This is a genomic window from Francisella salimarina (assembly GCF_007923265.1).
Classification (GTDB): domain Bacteria; phylum Pseudomonadota; class Gammaproteobacteria; order Francisellales; family Francisellaceae; genus Francisella; species Francisella salimarina.
In genome coordinates this window covers 73846-90131 of record NZ_VOJA01000005.1, presented here as the reverse complement: position 1 = coordinate 90131, position 16286 = coordinate 73846, and the positions used below count along the sequence as shown (strand labels likewise).

The following is a 16286-nucleotide window of genomic DNA, read 5'->3' as shown; positions in this document are numbered from 1 at the left end:
ATGTTGAAATATCTTCTTATCAATCAATCTAATTTAAAATTTTTTCTATAAATTCTCTAACAGCTCCATCTCCACCTTTTTTTGACAATTTAAGAATATTTGGAATATTTTTTATTTCTTTAAGTGCTGAACTTGGACACGCTGCCATACCAACACTTGCCAATAACTCTCTACAGTTAATATCATCTCCTACATAAGCAACTTCACTTAATGATATATTTTCTTTTTTACATATTTCTTTCACAATATTCAGTTTACCATGATGTTCTAAACCCTGATACAAATAATCAACTTTTAATTTTTTAGCTCTATTTTCAACTATTTTGGTATTCTCACTAGTAATAATACCCGTCTTTATTCCAGCATCCCTTAATAGTTCAAATCCTTTACCATCATGTGTATTAAACTTTTTAAACTCTTCACCATTAGTTCCGTAATACATCCCAGCATCTGTGAGAGTACCGTCAACATCTGCTAGAAATAGTTTTATAGCCGTTTTTGTTCGTTTAGAAAGAACATATTTATACATAAGGCTTTCCGCTATTTCCCAGTCATCCTCTTCATCTATCTCAACTGCCGTAAACTCTTTCATTTCATGTATAGCCACTTTACCACTGAGACGGTTCTTCTCCTTTTTTATATTACCTATAGTATTAATATAAAAAGCTCCATTTTCCATAAATAAACCTGCGAAATCTTGTCGCCTTGGACGCTCCTTATAATTATAATTTAATGGTACAGCATCATTATCCCAAAAAAATCTTTTTGTCCGTACACAAGTAAGAAGTGAATTAGCATTTTGTTTTTTCAATGTTTCTAATGCCATATCAAAGTCTTTTGATTGAGTAAATGGTGAAGTAGCTTGTACTAAAAAAAATAAATCATCATCCTCAAAAGTATGCTTTTTTATAAACTCTAACATTACTGATTCTGAACTTGATGTGTCATTTGCATTTTCATAATCTCGATCATAAATACTAACCTTATCAAAACCAAAGTTATCAACTACAAGCTTGATTTCTTCACAATCTGTAGCTACAAAAACTTTTTCTATACTTGTAGAGTTTTGAAGCGCTTCAAGGCTCCAATAGACTAACGGTCTACCACAAAAATTTTTAATATTTTTAAACGGTATTGATTTACTTCCACACCTTAAAGGAATAAATGCTATATTCATTGATATTTACTTTCTATATTTTAACTTTTCTCTCTGTAATTTTTCTATTGTAAGTATTTCATCTACCTTATACTGAAGTGCTTCATATGTAGCATCTAAATCCCTACATAGCTTCGATAACCCACATGGCTCTAATGATGCTGCATGATCTGTTCCTTTCCATGTTCTATTTTTTGTAAAGTGTCTTTCAATCCATTTTGCACCTAGCGTATATGCTGCTATGTCAATGGCAATACCATTGTGATGGCCAGAAAAACCTATTTCTGAAACTCTATCTCCATAATTATCATATAACCATTTAATTTCTAGCAAAGCCACATCATTAAATGGCACAGGATATCCAGATGTGCAAGCATATACTAAAAGCCTTGATCTTGCCTGATCAGTTTTTTCGAAGAAACTAATAATATCCTCAATTTCTTTTTTTGTTGTCATACCTATAGATAATTGAACTTGTCCACCATACTCATCTCTTAATATTTTTAACAACTCAAAATTATTATTGCATGCAGATGGTACCTTTAAAAATTCTGGTCTAATAGAAATCATTTCCTTCGCACTAGTTACATCCCAAACAGATGTTGAATAAATAATACCTAATGAGTCACAGTACTCTTTCAATTTGCGATGTTGTTCTTGAGTAAACTCAAGATACTCTCTATGCTCTCCATAAGTACTACCATAAGAATTATATGGAACTGGATGTGGCATATTGTATTGTTCTTCTGTTAGTAAATCTTTATTATTTCTTTTTTGAAACTTCACGTAGCCAGCACCACTTTGTTTTGCTAAATATATAAGTTCTTTAGCAATTTCAAAACTGCCCATGTGATTACAACCTATTTCTGCAATAACCTTAGGTTTCTCATAACTAAAATTAAATGACATTTCAAATACTCTCTCTATACCAAACTTATCAACAATCCATCATCTATACTATAAATTATATCATACCCCTCTATAGTAGAAAGTCTATGTGCTATTGTTATTATAGTTATATCTTTTAACTCTTTTATCACATTTGTGACTTCTTTTTCAGTTTCTGTATCAAGAGCTGATGTTGCTTCATCCATCACTAATATTTGTGGATTTTGATACAATGCTCTAGCTATACCTAGTCGTTGGCGTTGACCACCTGAGAGTCTAATACCATTCTCACCAACAAAAGTATCCAAACCTTTATTCAAATTACTGACAAAATCATCAAGCTGCGCCATTTCTAGACATTTCCAAACTTTAGTTTCATCTATATCTGACTTTAACTCACCAAAAGCAATATTTTCTTTGATAGATGTATCATAGAGTATAATTTGTTGTGGAATATATGCAAATAGTCTTTGTATTACCTTAGTACTATTAATTTGCTTATCATCTATATGAAAGTTACCTTTTTGTGCAGTGTAAAATCCCATTAATAAATCAACTAAAGTACTTTTACCAGAACCTGAAGGGCCTATAAAAGCAGTTTTTTTACCTTTTTCTATTGTCACAGAAATATTTTTTAAAGCTTGAGTACCATCAGGATAACTGTAACTAATATTTTCAAAACGGATATTTTTTTCAAACTTTATCTCTAATTGGTGATTATTACCCAATCCATCTGAATAGTTTTGATATTTCTCTAACTCTCCATATATTAGTTTTAATGCCGGAATAGAATATTTGATATTTGAAATTGCTTGCATAATCCTATTAAGTGCAGGTAGTAACTGTGTTGCAGCAACTCCAAATACAGAAAGTAATATAAAGATTGAATTTATTGACTCACCTAAAGCTACAAAAATTAACAAAGTAATCAAAATAAATGTAATTGCTATAGCTTCTATAAAAAATCTTGGCAGAATTTGAGATATTTGACTAATCTGAGATGCTCTATTGAGCATCGCTGCTTTCTCATTGAATTCATTCATAAATACTTTTTCTTTATTATAAAGCTTTATTTCCTTTATTCCTGATAGACCATTCATAGTTGTCTGAGTCATGTTTTTCCAAGCTTCAGCTCTTTGTTTACCGTATTTAGTTAAAATTCCTTTTATTTTTAACATAAAAATAAACAACGAAACTCCCAAAATAAGCAAAGTAAAAAAACTAAACAAAAAATTTATATATAACAACAAAACTACAATAAATATGCATGAAAACAAATCAGTAGCTAATATTCCTAGAGGATTAATTATTCCTCCAGATAATTGATTAGTTTCCGAGTTTATATTACGTATAAGAGTCGGTGTGCTTCTAGTTAAATGAGATTCATAATCCATGGATATATATAGTTTAAATAGCTTCTTTTGAATACTAAGAACTATAGAGTTTAAAAATTTGGTTTGAAACCAAAATAGTGCCACACCAATTATATTCTTTATCCAAAAAGCTAAGATCAATAAAGCTATGCTTATAAGCACTATTTGAAAATGGCTAAAACCACTCAGCAAATGTATATTATCAAACTGATTTGGATTAACTAACACACTCACAAAAGGAATAACAGCTCCAACACCTAGTATCGAAGACATCGAACCTAAAAATAATAAAACAAGGTATAAAAAAAACCTTTTTTTCTGAGTAGTATCTAAAATACCAAAAAAATATTTAAAAAATTGCTTCATTTCACACCACTATCTATCACTTCATCATAAACCGACTTATAACTGACAACCATTTTATCCAAGCTAAAAACATCACCAAATCTAACTTTAGCATTAGCTCCGTACTCTTTAGCTTTTTGCTCATATTGCCAAAGCTCTTTGAGCTTGTTAGCTAGATCTTGATTATCATCTGGCTTTGCTACCAATCCTGTTTGTTTATCAATATTTACAAAGGTTGTACCTGTACCAATCTCGCAAGTTATCATTGGCTTAGCAAATATACTTGCCTCTAGTAAGACTAATCCAAAAGCTTCTGTCCTTATGTTTGAGGGTAACACCAGAGCATAACTTAGCTTTAGTAATGATAGCTTGTCCTTATCATCTAATGCACCGACAAATTTTACATTCTGCAGATTATTTTGCTTAACTTTTTGCTCAAGTAACTCCCTTTGATCACCATCACCAACTATAACAAGTGGATAATCTTGCCCTTGCATAGCATCAATCAAGATATCTAAGGCTTTGTAATACCTCAACCCACCAATATAGATAAAGAATTTCTTAAAACCAATATTATTTTTCCAATATAAATAGTTTTCCTCATCAATATTATAATCTGATTTATCCAAACTCATTGGAATAACTTTTTTAGGTACTTTTATTTCCCTAAGAATCTCACTACTCTCAAGATAATTAGGAGATGTTGGTAAAATATATTTTGCACCATCGAGAAACTTTCTCATTAAAGGTTTATACAATATCATCAACTTTTTTTGCTTGATAATATCTGAGTGATAAGTAACTATATATGGCTTATTTACTCTACAAATAGTCTGCAACAAGTCAGCATAAGGATATGGAAAGTGATAGTGAATAATATCAATTTGTTTAGCTAACTCTTTGAATTTCTTAATTGCCGATAATGAAAAAGTTGTTGAAGCTATATTCAAATTTGTTTTAGCAAAATGCAATGTATAAAAATCTTTGTGTATAGTTTGATTCTCTTTACCCATAGCCAGAATATGTATATCTAAATCATACTTTTTAAACATAGCAACTGATAGCTCATGTATGAACTTTTCTATACCACCATAAGTCTCAGGATAAAATGATTTAAATACATGTAAGATTTTCATTCTCTAAATATCATTCTCTTTGGCGTAATTCTGCCATCTAACAATATCAACGCATATATCATCGATAGTTTTTTGTGTCTCAAAACCTAGCTCCTGTTTAGCTTTGGCAACACTCGCGGACATCTCTGTAATATCACCAGCTCGTCTAGCTACTATTTGATATGGAATCTTTTTACCTAGTGCTTTCTCATAAGCTGTGACAATCTCTAGTACGCTACATCCATGACCAGAGCCTAGATTATATGCTCGCCAATCTGGCCTAACCTTTGAGATATGCTCAATTGCCAATATATGCCCTATAGCCAAATCTACTACATGGATATAATCTCTAATACAAGTACCATCCCTAGTATCATAGTCGCCACCAAAAATGCTAAGTTTAGGCAATTTACCTGACCCCACTTGCCCAACATAAGGCATTAAATTATTAGGAATACCTTGAGGGTCTTCACCAATCAATCCACTACTATGAGCCCCTACAGGATTGAAATATCTGAGACATGTAATACTAAAATTATTATCAGCCTTATACAGATCTGCTAGAATATTCTCTATCATTAGCTTAGTAGCACCATACGGATTAGTTGCACTAAGCTGCATGTCCTCTACAAATGGTGGTATATTGTTCATGCCATATACCGTCGCTGAAGAACTAAATACGAAATCATAAACTTGGTACTCTTGCATTAACTCAAGCAAATTTAGTGTACTTAATAGATTATTATGATAATAAGCCAAAGGCTTCTGTACACTCTCGCCAACAGCTTTCAGACCTGCAAAGTGAATCACCGCATTTATACTATGCTCTTGAAAGATTTTCTCTAACTTATCTTTGTCTAAAAGATCTATCTGATAAAAATCAAAATCTTTTCCTGTGATTGTCTTGACTCTATCAACTACAGATAATTTGCTATTTGAAAGATTGTCAACGACAACAACTTGATATCCTCTATCAAGAAGCTCAACAACCGTGTGACTACCTATGTAGCCTGCACCACCTGTTACCAATACTTTTTTATTCATATCTATACTCTATATAATTGACATTTACTTGATTCACTACTTTGGTATTTACTACTTTCTTCTTGGGCAAAAATATTCCTAATACTTTCATAAAAATAACTCTAACTGTCTCGATAATAATAAGTAAATCAAAAACAAAACTCCATCTTCTAATATATACAAGATCAAGCTTAAGTTTATTCTCAGGAAGAGTTGCATAGCTTGTCAAAACTTGAGCGTATCCTGTAATCCCAGCTTTAACTTTGGTTCTACATAAGAACTCTGGAGTCTCTTTTGCAAACTCATCAATTAACTCTCGTCTTTCTGGGCGTGGCCCCACTATAGACATATCACCTTTTAAGACATTAAAAAACTGCGGTAGCTCATCTAACCACACAGGCCGAATTATCTTACCAACCTTAGTAATTCTATCGTCATCACTACTTGCCCACACGGCACCTGTGTGAGATTCAGCATCTACTTTCATGCTCCGGAACTTTATCAGTTTAAATTTTTTTTCGTTTTTAGAAACTCTTTCTTGAACGAAAAAAGGTGACTTCTTATCTTCTAAAAATATAGCCAAAGCAACTATCAACATAATTGGAGCAGTCAGAATAATAATCACAACACTAAAAATCATATCAAAAATTCTCTTCACTGCTTGAGCTTCAAATGACAAACCAAAATTTTTAACACTCATCGCTAGACTATCACCAAGAGGTATAAGTACAGCTCCCCAAATAGATATTTCATACTTTCGAGGAATAACCACCATCTCAACATTATACTGACTCAAAAGTGATAAATCATTATCAGCAAGTAGCTTTAGAGCTTTATCTGAAATAAAAACTTTAGTATAACTTTTGATAATATCAACCAACGTTAAACCATCCATATCTATACATAGGTAGCCATTCACGGTTTCATTAGGCAACTTAGAATGCATTGCTTTATCAAAAAGCCAGTCTTGTTCACCATGACATCCTATAATCAATACACTGTTATAAATAGTATTCCGCATCAGCCTCCTAAAGTAGACACGTAATACCGATAAAGCTATAAACTGAATAATAAAACCAATAAGAATAATACTACGAGGAAAAGCAAAACCTCTCAAAAAAAAGGCTAAAGATGTAATCACTATTGCTATCGTAAATGAACATAATATTACTTTTAGTATATTTCTTGATTTTGAAATCTTCTCACCATTTGTGTATTCAGCAATAAGAAATGTTAGCAGTGCAATAGCTACTATAAATGATGCTAAAAAGTTAAAGCTACTAAAGTTGCTAATATCATAATCAAAAATATGTAGAGGTATAAAATAGCTCAATAAAACTATTATTACAGAAAAAAAGAGTTCTATAATTTTAAGCTTAAGTATCATACTAGATTTTCTTGAGCTCATCTCTCATCTTATCAATAGTTTGTTTGTAGCTATCTGAGTTAAAAATAGCCGACCCAGCTACAAAAGCATCAACTCCGCAAGCTGCAATCTCTGCAATATTATTAGGGTTAACGCCACCATCTATCTCTAGTAAGATATCTCTACCAGTTGATTTAATCCACTGAGAAACTTCTTTAGCTTTATCCAGCATTGCTGGTATAAATTTTTGCCCACCAAAGCCTGGATTTACTGACATTATCAATATCCTATCAATATGACTTTCAACATATTTTAGACAATCTATTCCTGTAGCTGGATTTAGAGCTAGACCCGCATCAATATCAAAGGACTTGATAAGCTGTAAACTTCTATCTATATGCTCACTAGCTTCTGGATGAAATACAACACTACTAGCACCAGCTTTAGCAAAACTCTCAATCAAGCTATCTACTGGTTTAACCATAAGATGAACATCCATGCCAGCTGTAATACCATAATCTCTCAAAGCCTTAAGAACCATAGGGCCAAACGTAAGGTTAGGCACATAGTGATTATCCATTACATCAAAATGAATATTATCAGCTCCTGCTTCTAAAACTGCTTGAACATCTTCACCTAATCTTGCTAAATCTGCAGATAATATCGATGGATTAATCTGGAATTTTTTCATGGCCATTTGTCTAAATATATAAAAATTAAAAATAATTTTAACATAACAATAAAAAATATTTGAGCTAATAAATCTCAAAAACTATAATATCTAGTGCTAATTGCTTTTTATAATAAATAAAGGAAAATAACAAAATGGATCATATTGAAAATGCCAAACAAACATTTGAACTTGAAATACAAGCTTTAGAGAAGTTAAAGGAATCTATTGGTGATGACTTTAAAAAAGCATGCGACATCATTTTGAAAAACAATCAAGGTAGAGTGATTATAACTGGCATGGGAAAATCAGGCCAGATTGGCAAAAAAATTGCTGCCACACTTGCAAGCACAGGAACACCTGCTTTCTTTGTCCATCCTGGCGAAGCTGGTCACGGTGATTTTGGTATGATTACAAACAAAGATGTTGTAGTAGCAATATCTAACTCTGGTAATTCTAGTGAGATTATGGGAATTATGCCGATGATCAAACATCTCAATATACCTATAATTTCTATTACTAGTAATAAAAATTCACTAATGGCTAAAAATAGTGATGTAACACTCAATTTAGGCGTTGATAAAGAGGCTTGCCCCCTTAACCTTGCGCCCACATCTAGTACAACTGCAACATTAGTTCTAGGCGATGCCTTAGCAATCGCTTTGCTTAAGGCTAAGAACTTTTCTGCTAGAGATTTTGCTTTTTCTCATCCTAGTGGCGCACTTGGTAGAAAACTAATACTAAAAGTTGAAAACATTATGCGCAAAGGTAATGAAATACCAAAAGTCAAATCTACGGATAACATACGTAAAGCAATATTAGAAATAAGTGATAAAGGAGTCGGCGGCACATTGGTTGTTGATGATGACAAGCTCTTAGGCATATTTACTGATGGTGATTTAAGAAGAATGTTTGAAGCCGAGAGCTTTAATTCTCAGAGAGCGATTAGAGAAGTTATGAGTCAGAATCCTAAAACAGTTTCAAGTGATGAAATGGCAATTATAGCACTTGAAGAAATGGAAAAATTTGAGATCACTAGCTTAGCAGTGGTTGACGGTAAGAATAATGTTGAAGGTATAATCACCATGCACGACCTAGTTAAGTTAGGGCTTAGATAACACTAGTTTCTTATAAAAATTTTCTTCAGCCAATGGTCAGCACTTACGTATCTTCCACCACCGTATAAAAATAATGTAAATAACATGATGAAGTATGTAACAGAAAACTCCATACCACCATTAAGCATTACAGGATCACCTAGCGCAGTAACATAGTTATATCTATCTGGGAAGTTTTGTGATAACCATACAAATAGATCATTTAGTCTCTGTGTAGATTCTGCAGTTTTGTCTGCAATCGCAGGCCATCCATGAGCCCAGTGAACCGCAGCACCAGCAACACCCATCACAAACATCATTGGAATAGAAACAAGCCTAGTAAATAAGCCTAATGCAATACCAACACAGCCAATAACTTCTGCAGAAGTTGCTAAGAATGCCATAACTTCTGGCATAGGCATACCTAAACCACCTTGAGAAGCTGGAGCACCAAACCATGCCACAGTTGTACTAAAACCCTCTATTTTTGATCTAGCCCCTACAAACATAGTCGGTACTAAATAGAGTCTTATACCTAACAAAAGTAAAAAGTCGATAGACTGAAACTTTTGGATAATCTTGTAATATATATCATATATTCTATTTATCATAAATTGCTCCTTATACTGATAAAGTAATCATATTTTGGTTATGCCAAGAGACTAAACGATTAATTAAGTACTCTTGTTGTTCATTTTTTATTTGCTTAAAATCATCTGATTCAAAAATATCCACTCCTTTTTCTAATGCTGAACTTAACACAGCGTACTCAAGTGTAGATATTCTTTGGTATGAAGTTCTATGGTTTATATTGCGATAAAGCGCATACATAATATTTTGCTCTGTACTTATTTCTTCATCCAAATCATTTATATCAAAAGGAAGTAGTATAAAAGTTAGTGTTGGATTTTCTTTTATATCTCGGATATCTTTAAAACTTATACTTTTAGCGATTCCTATATTTTCAACAACTTTAGATTCATCTATTTCTATAGAGAAAAGTAGCCACTCAAACTCTATTAATTTAGATAATTTTTCATTCATTTTCACGGACTTTGAAGATTTTAGTATCTCTGTAGCTATTTGATGAAATGCTGGCTCAGATGATATATTATCCTCAAAAAAAACTTTTAAAATCTTATCTTTAATCTCTTGAGAGGCATGTTTATTAAAGTAAGGAAAAGTATTTTCTAAAACACTAGATACATTACCAACAATAAACTCACGATACATTTGTATCTTTTCATCACTAGCATTACCGTAACGAATAGCATGAGTAAAGTTTTGCATTTTAGTCTTTATAGATTCTGATATATTCATATTTTGCCCTCTATAACATTTGTTATGCTATTTAACTCACTCACCAAATCATCAAGCTTTGGTATAAAATGATCGCGTTCAAGTAACATTGGATGCCAACCATGTTGCTCCACAGCAAACTTAGCTAACTCTTTTACTTCCTGTATTACATCTTTACCATGAGTATCTAAAATGAAATCATCTTTTTTATAGTGTCCTGCTATATGGTAATAATTGACGCTACCTTTATTTATACCTTTTATAAATTCATAAGCATCATAGTTGTGATTATGTCCGTTAACATAAACATTATTTATATCAAGAAGCATTTTCGCACCACTTTTCTGTAGAATCTCATTGATAAAATCTAGCTCATTCATATCATTATCATATTGGTAGTAATATGAGATATTTTCTAATGTAAGCGGTCTTTTTATAATCTCTTGAACCTGCTCTATACGATTGCAAATATAAGAAATATTTTCTTTCTCTCTAGGAACTGGTAAAAGATCATATAAGTACCCTTTTTCATCATCAGAAAAACATAAATGATCACTATATATTTCAATACTATAATCATCTAAGAATGCTCTAATTTCATTCAGAAATTTCTTATTAAGTGGTTGAAAACCTCCTATTGATAAACTCAAGCCATGGGCTATGATAGGATAGATATTGGCAACCTTGTCAAGATAATCTCTCTTAAAACCTCCTAAACCCATCCAGTTTTCTGGAGAAAGCTCAAGAAAATCAATCCCTTCAACTTTTTGTGTTGATAATATTGATTGATGCTCAGATCTTAAGCCTATACCTTGACTCTTACCAATCATTGTCCACAAACTCCATTAGAGCATTTACCTAGTTGAGCTACTTCTTTTTTATCTTGCTTACCATAACTTTTACAAACATTTGTACCACAGTTACCATCTCTTGCTCTGACAAGTTTTCCATCTTGCTCATCAGCATCAACATCAACCACCCCAAATTTTTTAAGTGAGCCACATTTACCACTTGCACATTTGCCTTCGCCTTGAGCTATTGGACTACTCTCAGATGAATCCTGAACCTGTGTAACTGGTGCTTTTGCTTCTTCTGCTAAAGCAATACCAAACGACATAGAAGCTGTTAAAGCAATTGTTAAAGGTATTTTTTTCATATTAAATTCTCCTATTTAACTCCATTAACTGGGAAACATGCTAAATCTCGACCTTCATAAACAGGTCCTTTATAATACTTTTTAACTATTTTTGTTGACTCGTCTTTAAGTACCAAACCTTTACCTAAGAAATGACTTAAAACTAATGCTTTTGGATTAACTGCTGCAGCAACTTGTCCAATGACTGATGGTTTAGCATGTAAGAAACTACCTGCTGCATCAGCACTTTCATCAATCGGCATTGGCATCATTAGAATATCTGCATTTTTTGCAAATTTAACAAACGCATCTCTAAACTTATCATGATCATTACTACCACCGGCACCTGTTACAACAATAGTACCTTTCTTAGATACAATCTTATATGCCAAAGTTGGAACATCACCTTTAGGAATACCTAACGCCCAAACAGTAAACTCATCATTTGAAAAGACCTTCGTTGGTTCTAATTTTGTATAGTCAATATTTTTCACAGGGTCAAGCTTAAACGGGAAACCATCAGTAGCTGTAAGTATTCCATGTAAATATGCAAAAGAACCATGCTCTTCACCAAAAACTCGTTGAAGAAAATCAGTTGCACTAGGGAACAAGCCCGAGCCTGTAGGTCCTGAAAATGGGAGATTCTCTGTTCTTTTGGAGAAATATGCTCCTTTTAATATCGCTGGAATATCTGCTGAATGATCGGCATGAAAATGAGTCATATTGATCGAATCTAAATCTTCTAATCTAGCCCCTGATTGACCAAATCTAAGATATGTACCTCCACCAGCATCAATCAAAATCTTAGATTTTCCATCAATCCATATTAGTTCACCTGCTGACGCTCTAGCATCATCTGTAATCGGTCCGCCAGAACCAAGAAGCTGTAGAGTGAAAGATTTATCTAAACACTGTGGGTTTGTTTGTGCAACACCTTGTGATACTCCAAAAGCACATATTGAAGCAAACACAAAGTTTAAAGCTCTTTTTTTCATAAACAACCTTATAAATTTAATTTTGTAAGGTTATTATCAACGATTAAAACAAATAATTAAAACTAATATTTTTTATAAAATATATCAATTTTTATTATAAAAAATATATAAGATTGAGTTAGATAAAACTAAATTAAGATATTTTAAAACTAAAGAACATTACCCATCAAAACGCTATGATAACCAGCATCAACGTGGATGTTTTCGCCTGTAATACCAGAAGCCATATCAGAACATAAGAATGCAACTGTATTACCAACTTCCATAATATCTACGTTTTTCTTAAGTGGCGATACTGTAGCATTATAATCTAACATCTTTTTGAAGTTAGAAATACCTGAAGCTGCCAAAGTTTTGATCGGACCTGCTGAAACGCAGTTTACATTTATTCCATCTGGACCTAAAGCAAGAGCTGTATATCTCATAGTAGCTTCTAAAGATGCTTTAGCAATACCCATAGTATTATAACTAGGCATAGCTTTTTCAGCTCCAATGTATGTAAGACCTACGATAGAGCCTTTTCTACCTTTCATCATTTCACGGCCTTCTCTAGCTAAAGCTGCAAAAGAATATGCACTAATATCATGAGCTATAGAGAAACCTTCACGAGTTACAGTATCGACGAAATCTCCACCTAACTGATCACGTGGAGCAAATGCAATCGAATGAATAATACCATCTAGACCATCCCAAACTTTACCAAGTTCCACAAATAAATCTTTCATCTCTTGATCAGAGGTTACATCACAAGGCAAAACTGCAGCTGGATTAAACTCATCACTTAATTTTTCAACTCTTTCTTTGAATTGACCAACATAAGTAAACGCAAGTTCTGCACCTTCTCTATGAAGAGCTTTGGCAATACCATAAGCGATTGATTTATTACTTAACAGACCAGTAACAAGTATCTTCTTTCCTGCTAAAAAACCCATTTAATATCTCCTTTAGTAGATTAAATTTAAACTCGGCTCGGACATACACAGCCGGCACCGACGATGTAGTATTATCTCAAGCTAATGGATATAATTATATAATAATTTAATAGTATTATAAAACACTAGTTTAATTTAAAGGTAATTATCAATGCATTGGAAAGAAAAAAAAATAGTCTCGGCACCATCTAGCGAAATGGGGTTTGACAAAGCTAAAGCAAGTTGGGATATTATGAAAATATCATCTGAACTTGTCGAAGGATATGAAAGATTAGATAAGATATCTCCGGCTATCAGTATATTTGGTTCAGCAAGAATTTCCGAAGATGATAGGTACTACAAAGATACTGTTGAACTAGCTAAATCTTTGTCAAATCATGGCTTTGCTGTTATCACAGGTGGTGGTCCTGGAATTATGGAAGCAGGAAACAAAGGTGCACAGCAAGGCTCCTGCTCCAGTGTTGGTCTTAACATAACGTTACCGCATGAGCAAAAACCTAACAGCTATCAAGATGTCTTTTTGATTTATAGATATTTTTTTACGCGTAAGGCGATGTTTATCAAACACTCTATGTCATATATAGTTATGCCTGGTGGCTTTGGTACTCTAGATGAGCTTTTTGATATTACAACCCTGATACAAACAGGTAAAAAAGTCAAAATGCCAATTATACTCTATGGTAAAGATTTCTGGGGCGGATTAATGGAGTGGATAAAAACCACCTTGGTTCAAAAAGGCGTAGTTAGTAAAGAAGAAGTTAACCTTCTAACCCTTGTAGATAGTATTGATGAAGTATTAGAAGTAGTAGCTGAACATTATATGCATACCTATAGTTCAAAAGCACACTCAAAAATTGTATTTTAAAGGTTTTAAATATGGATGTAAGTACTATTTCAACAACATTAATCAACAATTCACTACCCATTATTACTGCCTTTACAGTTTTGATTCATATTTTTTGTGGTTTAGGGATAGCTAAAGATATCCCCAGAGTCTTAGACAGAAGAATAACCACAATACTTTTACCAAAAAATATTTGGATACTTGTTGGATTAGTCTTTGGTATATGGGGCTTGCTTATATATTGGTTATTTCATCACTCAACTATATCAAGAGGTTAAAATAAACTATGAGCAATAATAATTTATGGGAACCAAAATCATATAACTCAATAGGTAAGTTTGTCACAGAATATGGCAACGAAATTGTTGAGCTTCTAGGCCCTCAAAAAGATGAGAAAATTTTAGATATTGGATGCGGTACGGGTGAGCTTACTAATAAAATAAGATTACAAGGAGCTAGCATAGTTGGTATTGATGTTTCAAATCAGATGTTAAATCAAGCTAAGAAAAATTATCCAAATATAGAGTTCATAGAAGCAGATGCTCAACAAAATTTACCATTTAACTCAGAGAGTTTTAATGCTGTTTTTTCAAATGCCGCATTACATTGGATGCTAAATCCAACAGCTGTCATAAAAAATGTAAATAAAATTTTGAAGAAAAATGGCAGATTTGTTTTGGAGATGGGCGGTAAAGGAAATATAAAAAATCTATTAGCAAGTTTAGATAAAGCATCTCAAAAATATGCTATCCAAGACTATGCTCTTGAAAATTTTTACCCAAGTATTTCGGAGTATACTTCTCTACTTGAAAGTAATGGCTTTTTAGTCAAATATGCCATCTTATTTGAAAGACCTACTCTATTAGAAGGCTCTGATGGCTTTAGAAACTGGGCTATGACTTTTAGAAAGAATTTATTAGATAAAGTAACTAATACTGATGAATTCTTAGAATATGCTGAAAGAATTGCTAAACCATATCTGTATAAAAACAATAATTGGTATGCAGATTATGTCCGATTAAGAATTATTGCCTATAAGACACAATAGCTAACAGACTTCTTCTCCACCAAAAACTTCTTTTCTCAAATTCTCAATATCTTTTCTAATAATATCTTCAACTACCTCTTTAGTCAGGGTATGATCTATTCCTTTGATTAGATTGACACTTCCCCAAGTACTCTCAAAAAATTTATTATCAACAACGTTATCGTTCTCAGCTAAAGTAACCTTTATTGCTTCATGGAATTTCCCAAGTTTGCCATTAAACAATAGTAATAAGTATGCTCCTAACATCTTTCTAATCTTGATCTTACCAAGAACTCTCATTGTTTTATGATGAATAAAAAATGGTGTAATTAAGTGTAGTCTTTGATATAAGGCTTCATCAATTAAAGATGAAATCCCAGCAGACATTGATATCGCGTAGATAAGATCGTAATTATCAGCACTAACTTTATACTTATTGATAATTCTTTTAAGCTTACGCTTTACAAATACTGGTCGACCTAAAGCCACAGTTGTTACTTTAATTTTGATACCATCAATATCAATATGCTCAACACTATCGCCTTTACTATAGTATCCCCTAATTACTAGTATATTTAACTTGTCTTTATTCATTAATCGATAAGCTCTATTTGATAACCATCTGGATCTTTTATAAATGCTATAACTTGCGTACCACCTTTTACAGGACCTGCTTCACGAGTTACAACCCCGCCCTTTTCCTTGACATCTTCACATGCCTTATAGACATCATCCACCTGCATACACAAATGACCAAAAGCATTACCATGATCATAATCATGATCGCCCCAGTTATATGTCAGCTCCAATACAGTATGATCCGAAACATCCCCATAACCAAGAAATGCTAAAGTATATTTATACTCTGAGTTATCCATCCTTTTTTGAACAGTCATACCTAATATTTTTGTATAAAAATCTATAGATCTATCTAAATCTTTAACTCTCAACATCACATGAGCAAAACGCATTTTAACTCCTTTATAAAGTTTATTTGTTATTGATAAACTATTTTGCTATA

At 32.7% G+C, this 16286-nt stretch carries 19 protein-coding genes; 4 read left to right on the top strand and 15 right to left on the bottom strand.

Annotation, left to right across the window (positions count from 1 at the left end):
- Positions 1 to 28: 28 nt before the first annotated feature.
- Genes FQ699_RS08610 through rpe form a run of 7 tightly spaced genes read right to left on the bottom strand, consistent with a single transcriptional unit; the run spans position 29 to position 7957 of the window.
- Entirely contained in the window at positions 29 to 1177 is a 1149-nt protein-coding gene (locus FQ699_RS08610) for an acylneuraminate cytidylyltransferase (protein WP_146421970.1), read from the bottom strand.
- Positions 1178 to 1183: 6 nt separating this feature from the next.
- Positions 1184 to 2065 carry an N-acetylneuraminate synthase family protein gene (locus tag FQ699_RS08605; RefSeq protein ID WP_146421969.1) on the bottom strand — a complete coding sequence of 294 codons (882 nt, stop codon included), beginning with the start codon at positions 2063 to 2065 and terminating at the stop codon, positions 1184 to 1186.
- 14 nt (positions 2066 to 2079) lie between these two features.
- The gene (locus FQ699_RS08600) at positions 2080 to 3783 is read right to left on the bottom strand and encodes an ABC transporter ATP-binding protein (protein WP_146421968.1); all 1704 of its coding nucleotides are present in this window, start codon (positions 3781 to 3783) and stop codon (positions 2080 to 2082) included.
- Positions 3780 to 4898, bottom strand: coding sequence for a glycosyltransferase family 4 protein (locus FQ699_RS08595; protein ID WP_146421967.1), 1119 nt, complete (start codon positions 4896 to 4898; stop codon positions 3780 to 3782). The genes FQ699_RS08600 and FQ699_RS08595 overlap by 4 nt, the downstream gene beginning before the upstream one ends.
- Before the next feature lie 3 nt (positions 4899 to 4901).
- A complete protein-coding gene (galE, locus tag FQ699_RS08590) occupies positions 4902 to 5921 on the bottom strand; it encodes a UDP-glucose 4-epimerase GalE (RefSeq protein WP_146421966.1) in 1020 nt (339 codons plus the stop codon).
- A complete protein-coding gene (locus FQ699_RS08585; protein WP_146421965.1) occupies positions 5914 to 7308 on the bottom strand; it encodes a sugar transferase in 1395 nt (464 codons plus the stop codon). The genes galE and FQ699_RS08585 overlap by 8 nt, the downstream gene beginning before the upstream one ends.
- Positions 7289 to 7957 (bottom strand): ribulose-phosphate 3-epimerase, encoded by a 669-nt coding sequence (gene rpe / locus FQ699_RS08580; RefSeq protein ID WP_146421964.1) that lies wholly within the window; start codon positions 7955 to 7957, stop codon positions 7289 to 7291. Before rpe ends, FQ699_RS08585 begins: the two co-directional genes overlap by 20 nt.
- A gap of 134 nt (positions 7958 to 8091) precedes the next feature.
- Between rpe and FQ699_RS08575 the strand changes: the two genes are divergently transcribed.
- The gene (locus FQ699_RS08575; RefSeq protein WP_146421963.1) at positions 8092 to 9054 is read left to right on the top strand and encodes a KpsF/GutQ family sugar-phosphate isomerase; all 963 of its coding nucleotides are present in this window, start codon (positions 8092 to 8094) and stop codon (positions 9052 to 9054) included.
- 2 nt (positions 9055 to 9056) lie between these two features.
- Here FQ699_RS08575 and FQ699_RS08570 read toward each other — a convergent pair whose 3' ends face one another.
- From FQ699_RS08570 to FQ699_RS08545, 6 genes are all read right to left on the bottom strand, one after another.
- Entirely contained in the window at positions 9057 to 9644 is a 588-nt protein-coding gene (locus tag FQ699_RS08570; RefSeq protein WP_004287493.1) for an HvfX family Cu-binding RiPP maturation protein, read from the bottom strand.
- A gap of 10 nt (positions 9645 to 9654) precedes the next feature.
- Positions 9655 to 10353: an HvfC/BufC family peptide modification chaperone gene (locus tag FQ699_RS08565; protein ID WP_146421962.1), complete on the bottom strand. Its 699-nt coding sequence runs from the start codon at positions 10351 to 10353 to the stop codon at positions 9655 to 9657.
- On the bottom strand, positions 10350 to 11162 hold the full coding sequence (locus FQ699_RS08560) for an MbnB/TglH/ChrH family RiPP precursor modification enzyme (protein WP_179951696.1): 813 nt from the start codon (positions 11160 to 11162) through the stop codon (positions 10350 to 10352). Before FQ699_RS08560 ends, FQ699_RS08565 begins: the two co-directional genes overlap by 4 nt.
- The gene (locus FQ699_RS08555) at positions 11159 to 11488 is read right to left on the bottom strand and encodes a hypothetical protein (protein ID WP_146421960.1); all 330 of its coding nucleotides are present in this window, start codon (positions 11486 to 11488) and stop codon (positions 11159 to 11161) included. Before FQ699_RS08555 ends, FQ699_RS08560 begins: the two co-directional genes overlap by 4 nt.
- A gap of 11 nt (positions 11489 to 11499) precedes the next feature.
- Positions 11500 to 12462, bottom strand: coding sequence for an MBL fold metallo-hydrolase (locus tag FQ699_RS08550; protein ID WP_146421959.1), 963 nt, complete (start codon positions 12460 to 12462; stop codon positions 11500 to 11502).
- A gap of 149 nt (positions 12463 to 12611) precedes the next feature.
- Positions 12612 to 13394 carry an enoyl-ACP reductase FabI gene (locus FQ699_RS08545; protein ID WP_013922865.1) on the bottom strand — a complete coding sequence of 261 codons (783 nt, stop codon included), beginning with the start codon at positions 13392 to 13394 and terminating at the stop codon, positions 12612 to 12614.
- Between the two features lie 151 nt (positions 13395 to 13545).
- Between FQ699_RS08545 and FQ699_RS08540 the strand changes: the two genes are divergently transcribed.
- Genes FQ699_RS08540 through FQ699_RS08530 form a run of 3 tightly spaced genes read left to right on the top strand, consistent with a single transcriptional unit; the run spans position 13546 to position 15286 of the window.
- Positions 13546 to 14259 carry an LOG family protein gene (locus FQ699_RS08540; RefSeq protein ID WP_013922864.1) on the top strand — a complete coding sequence of 238 codons (714 nt, stop codon included), beginning with the start codon at positions 13546 to 13548 and terminating at the stop codon, positions 14257 to 14259.
- 11 nt (positions 14260 to 14270) lie between these two features.
- The gene (locus tag FQ699_RS08535) at positions 14271 to 14516 is read left to right on the top strand and encodes a hypothetical protein (protein WP_013922863.1); all 246 of its coding nucleotides are present in this window, start codon (positions 14271 to 14273) and stop codon (positions 14514 to 14516) included.
- A gap of 8 nt (positions 14517 to 14524) precedes the next feature.
- Positions 14525 to 15286 carry a class I SAM-dependent methyltransferase gene (locus tag FQ699_RS08530; RefSeq protein ID WP_146421958.1) on the top strand — a complete coding sequence of 254 codons (762 nt, stop codon included), beginning with the start codon at positions 14525 to 14527 and terminating at the stop codon, positions 15284 to 15286.
- Here the strand turns inward: FQ699_RS08530 and FQ699_RS08525 are convergent, their stop codons facing one another.
- Together FQ699_RS08525 and gloA are read right to left on the bottom strand one after the other, a co-directional pair.
- The gene (locus FQ699_RS08525; RefSeq protein ID WP_013922861.1) at positions 15287 to 15859 is read right to left on the bottom strand and encodes a hypothetical protein; all 573 of its coding nucleotides are present in this window, start codon (positions 15857 to 15859) and stop codon (positions 15287 to 15289) included.
- A complete protein-coding gene (gloA, locus tag FQ699_RS08520) occupies positions 15859 to 16236 on the bottom strand; it encodes a lactoylglutathione lyase (RefSeq protein WP_146421957.1) in 378 nt (125 codons plus the stop codon). Before gloA ends, FQ699_RS08525 begins: the two co-directional genes overlap by 1 nt.
- Positions 16237 to 16286 lie beyond the last annotated feature (50 nt).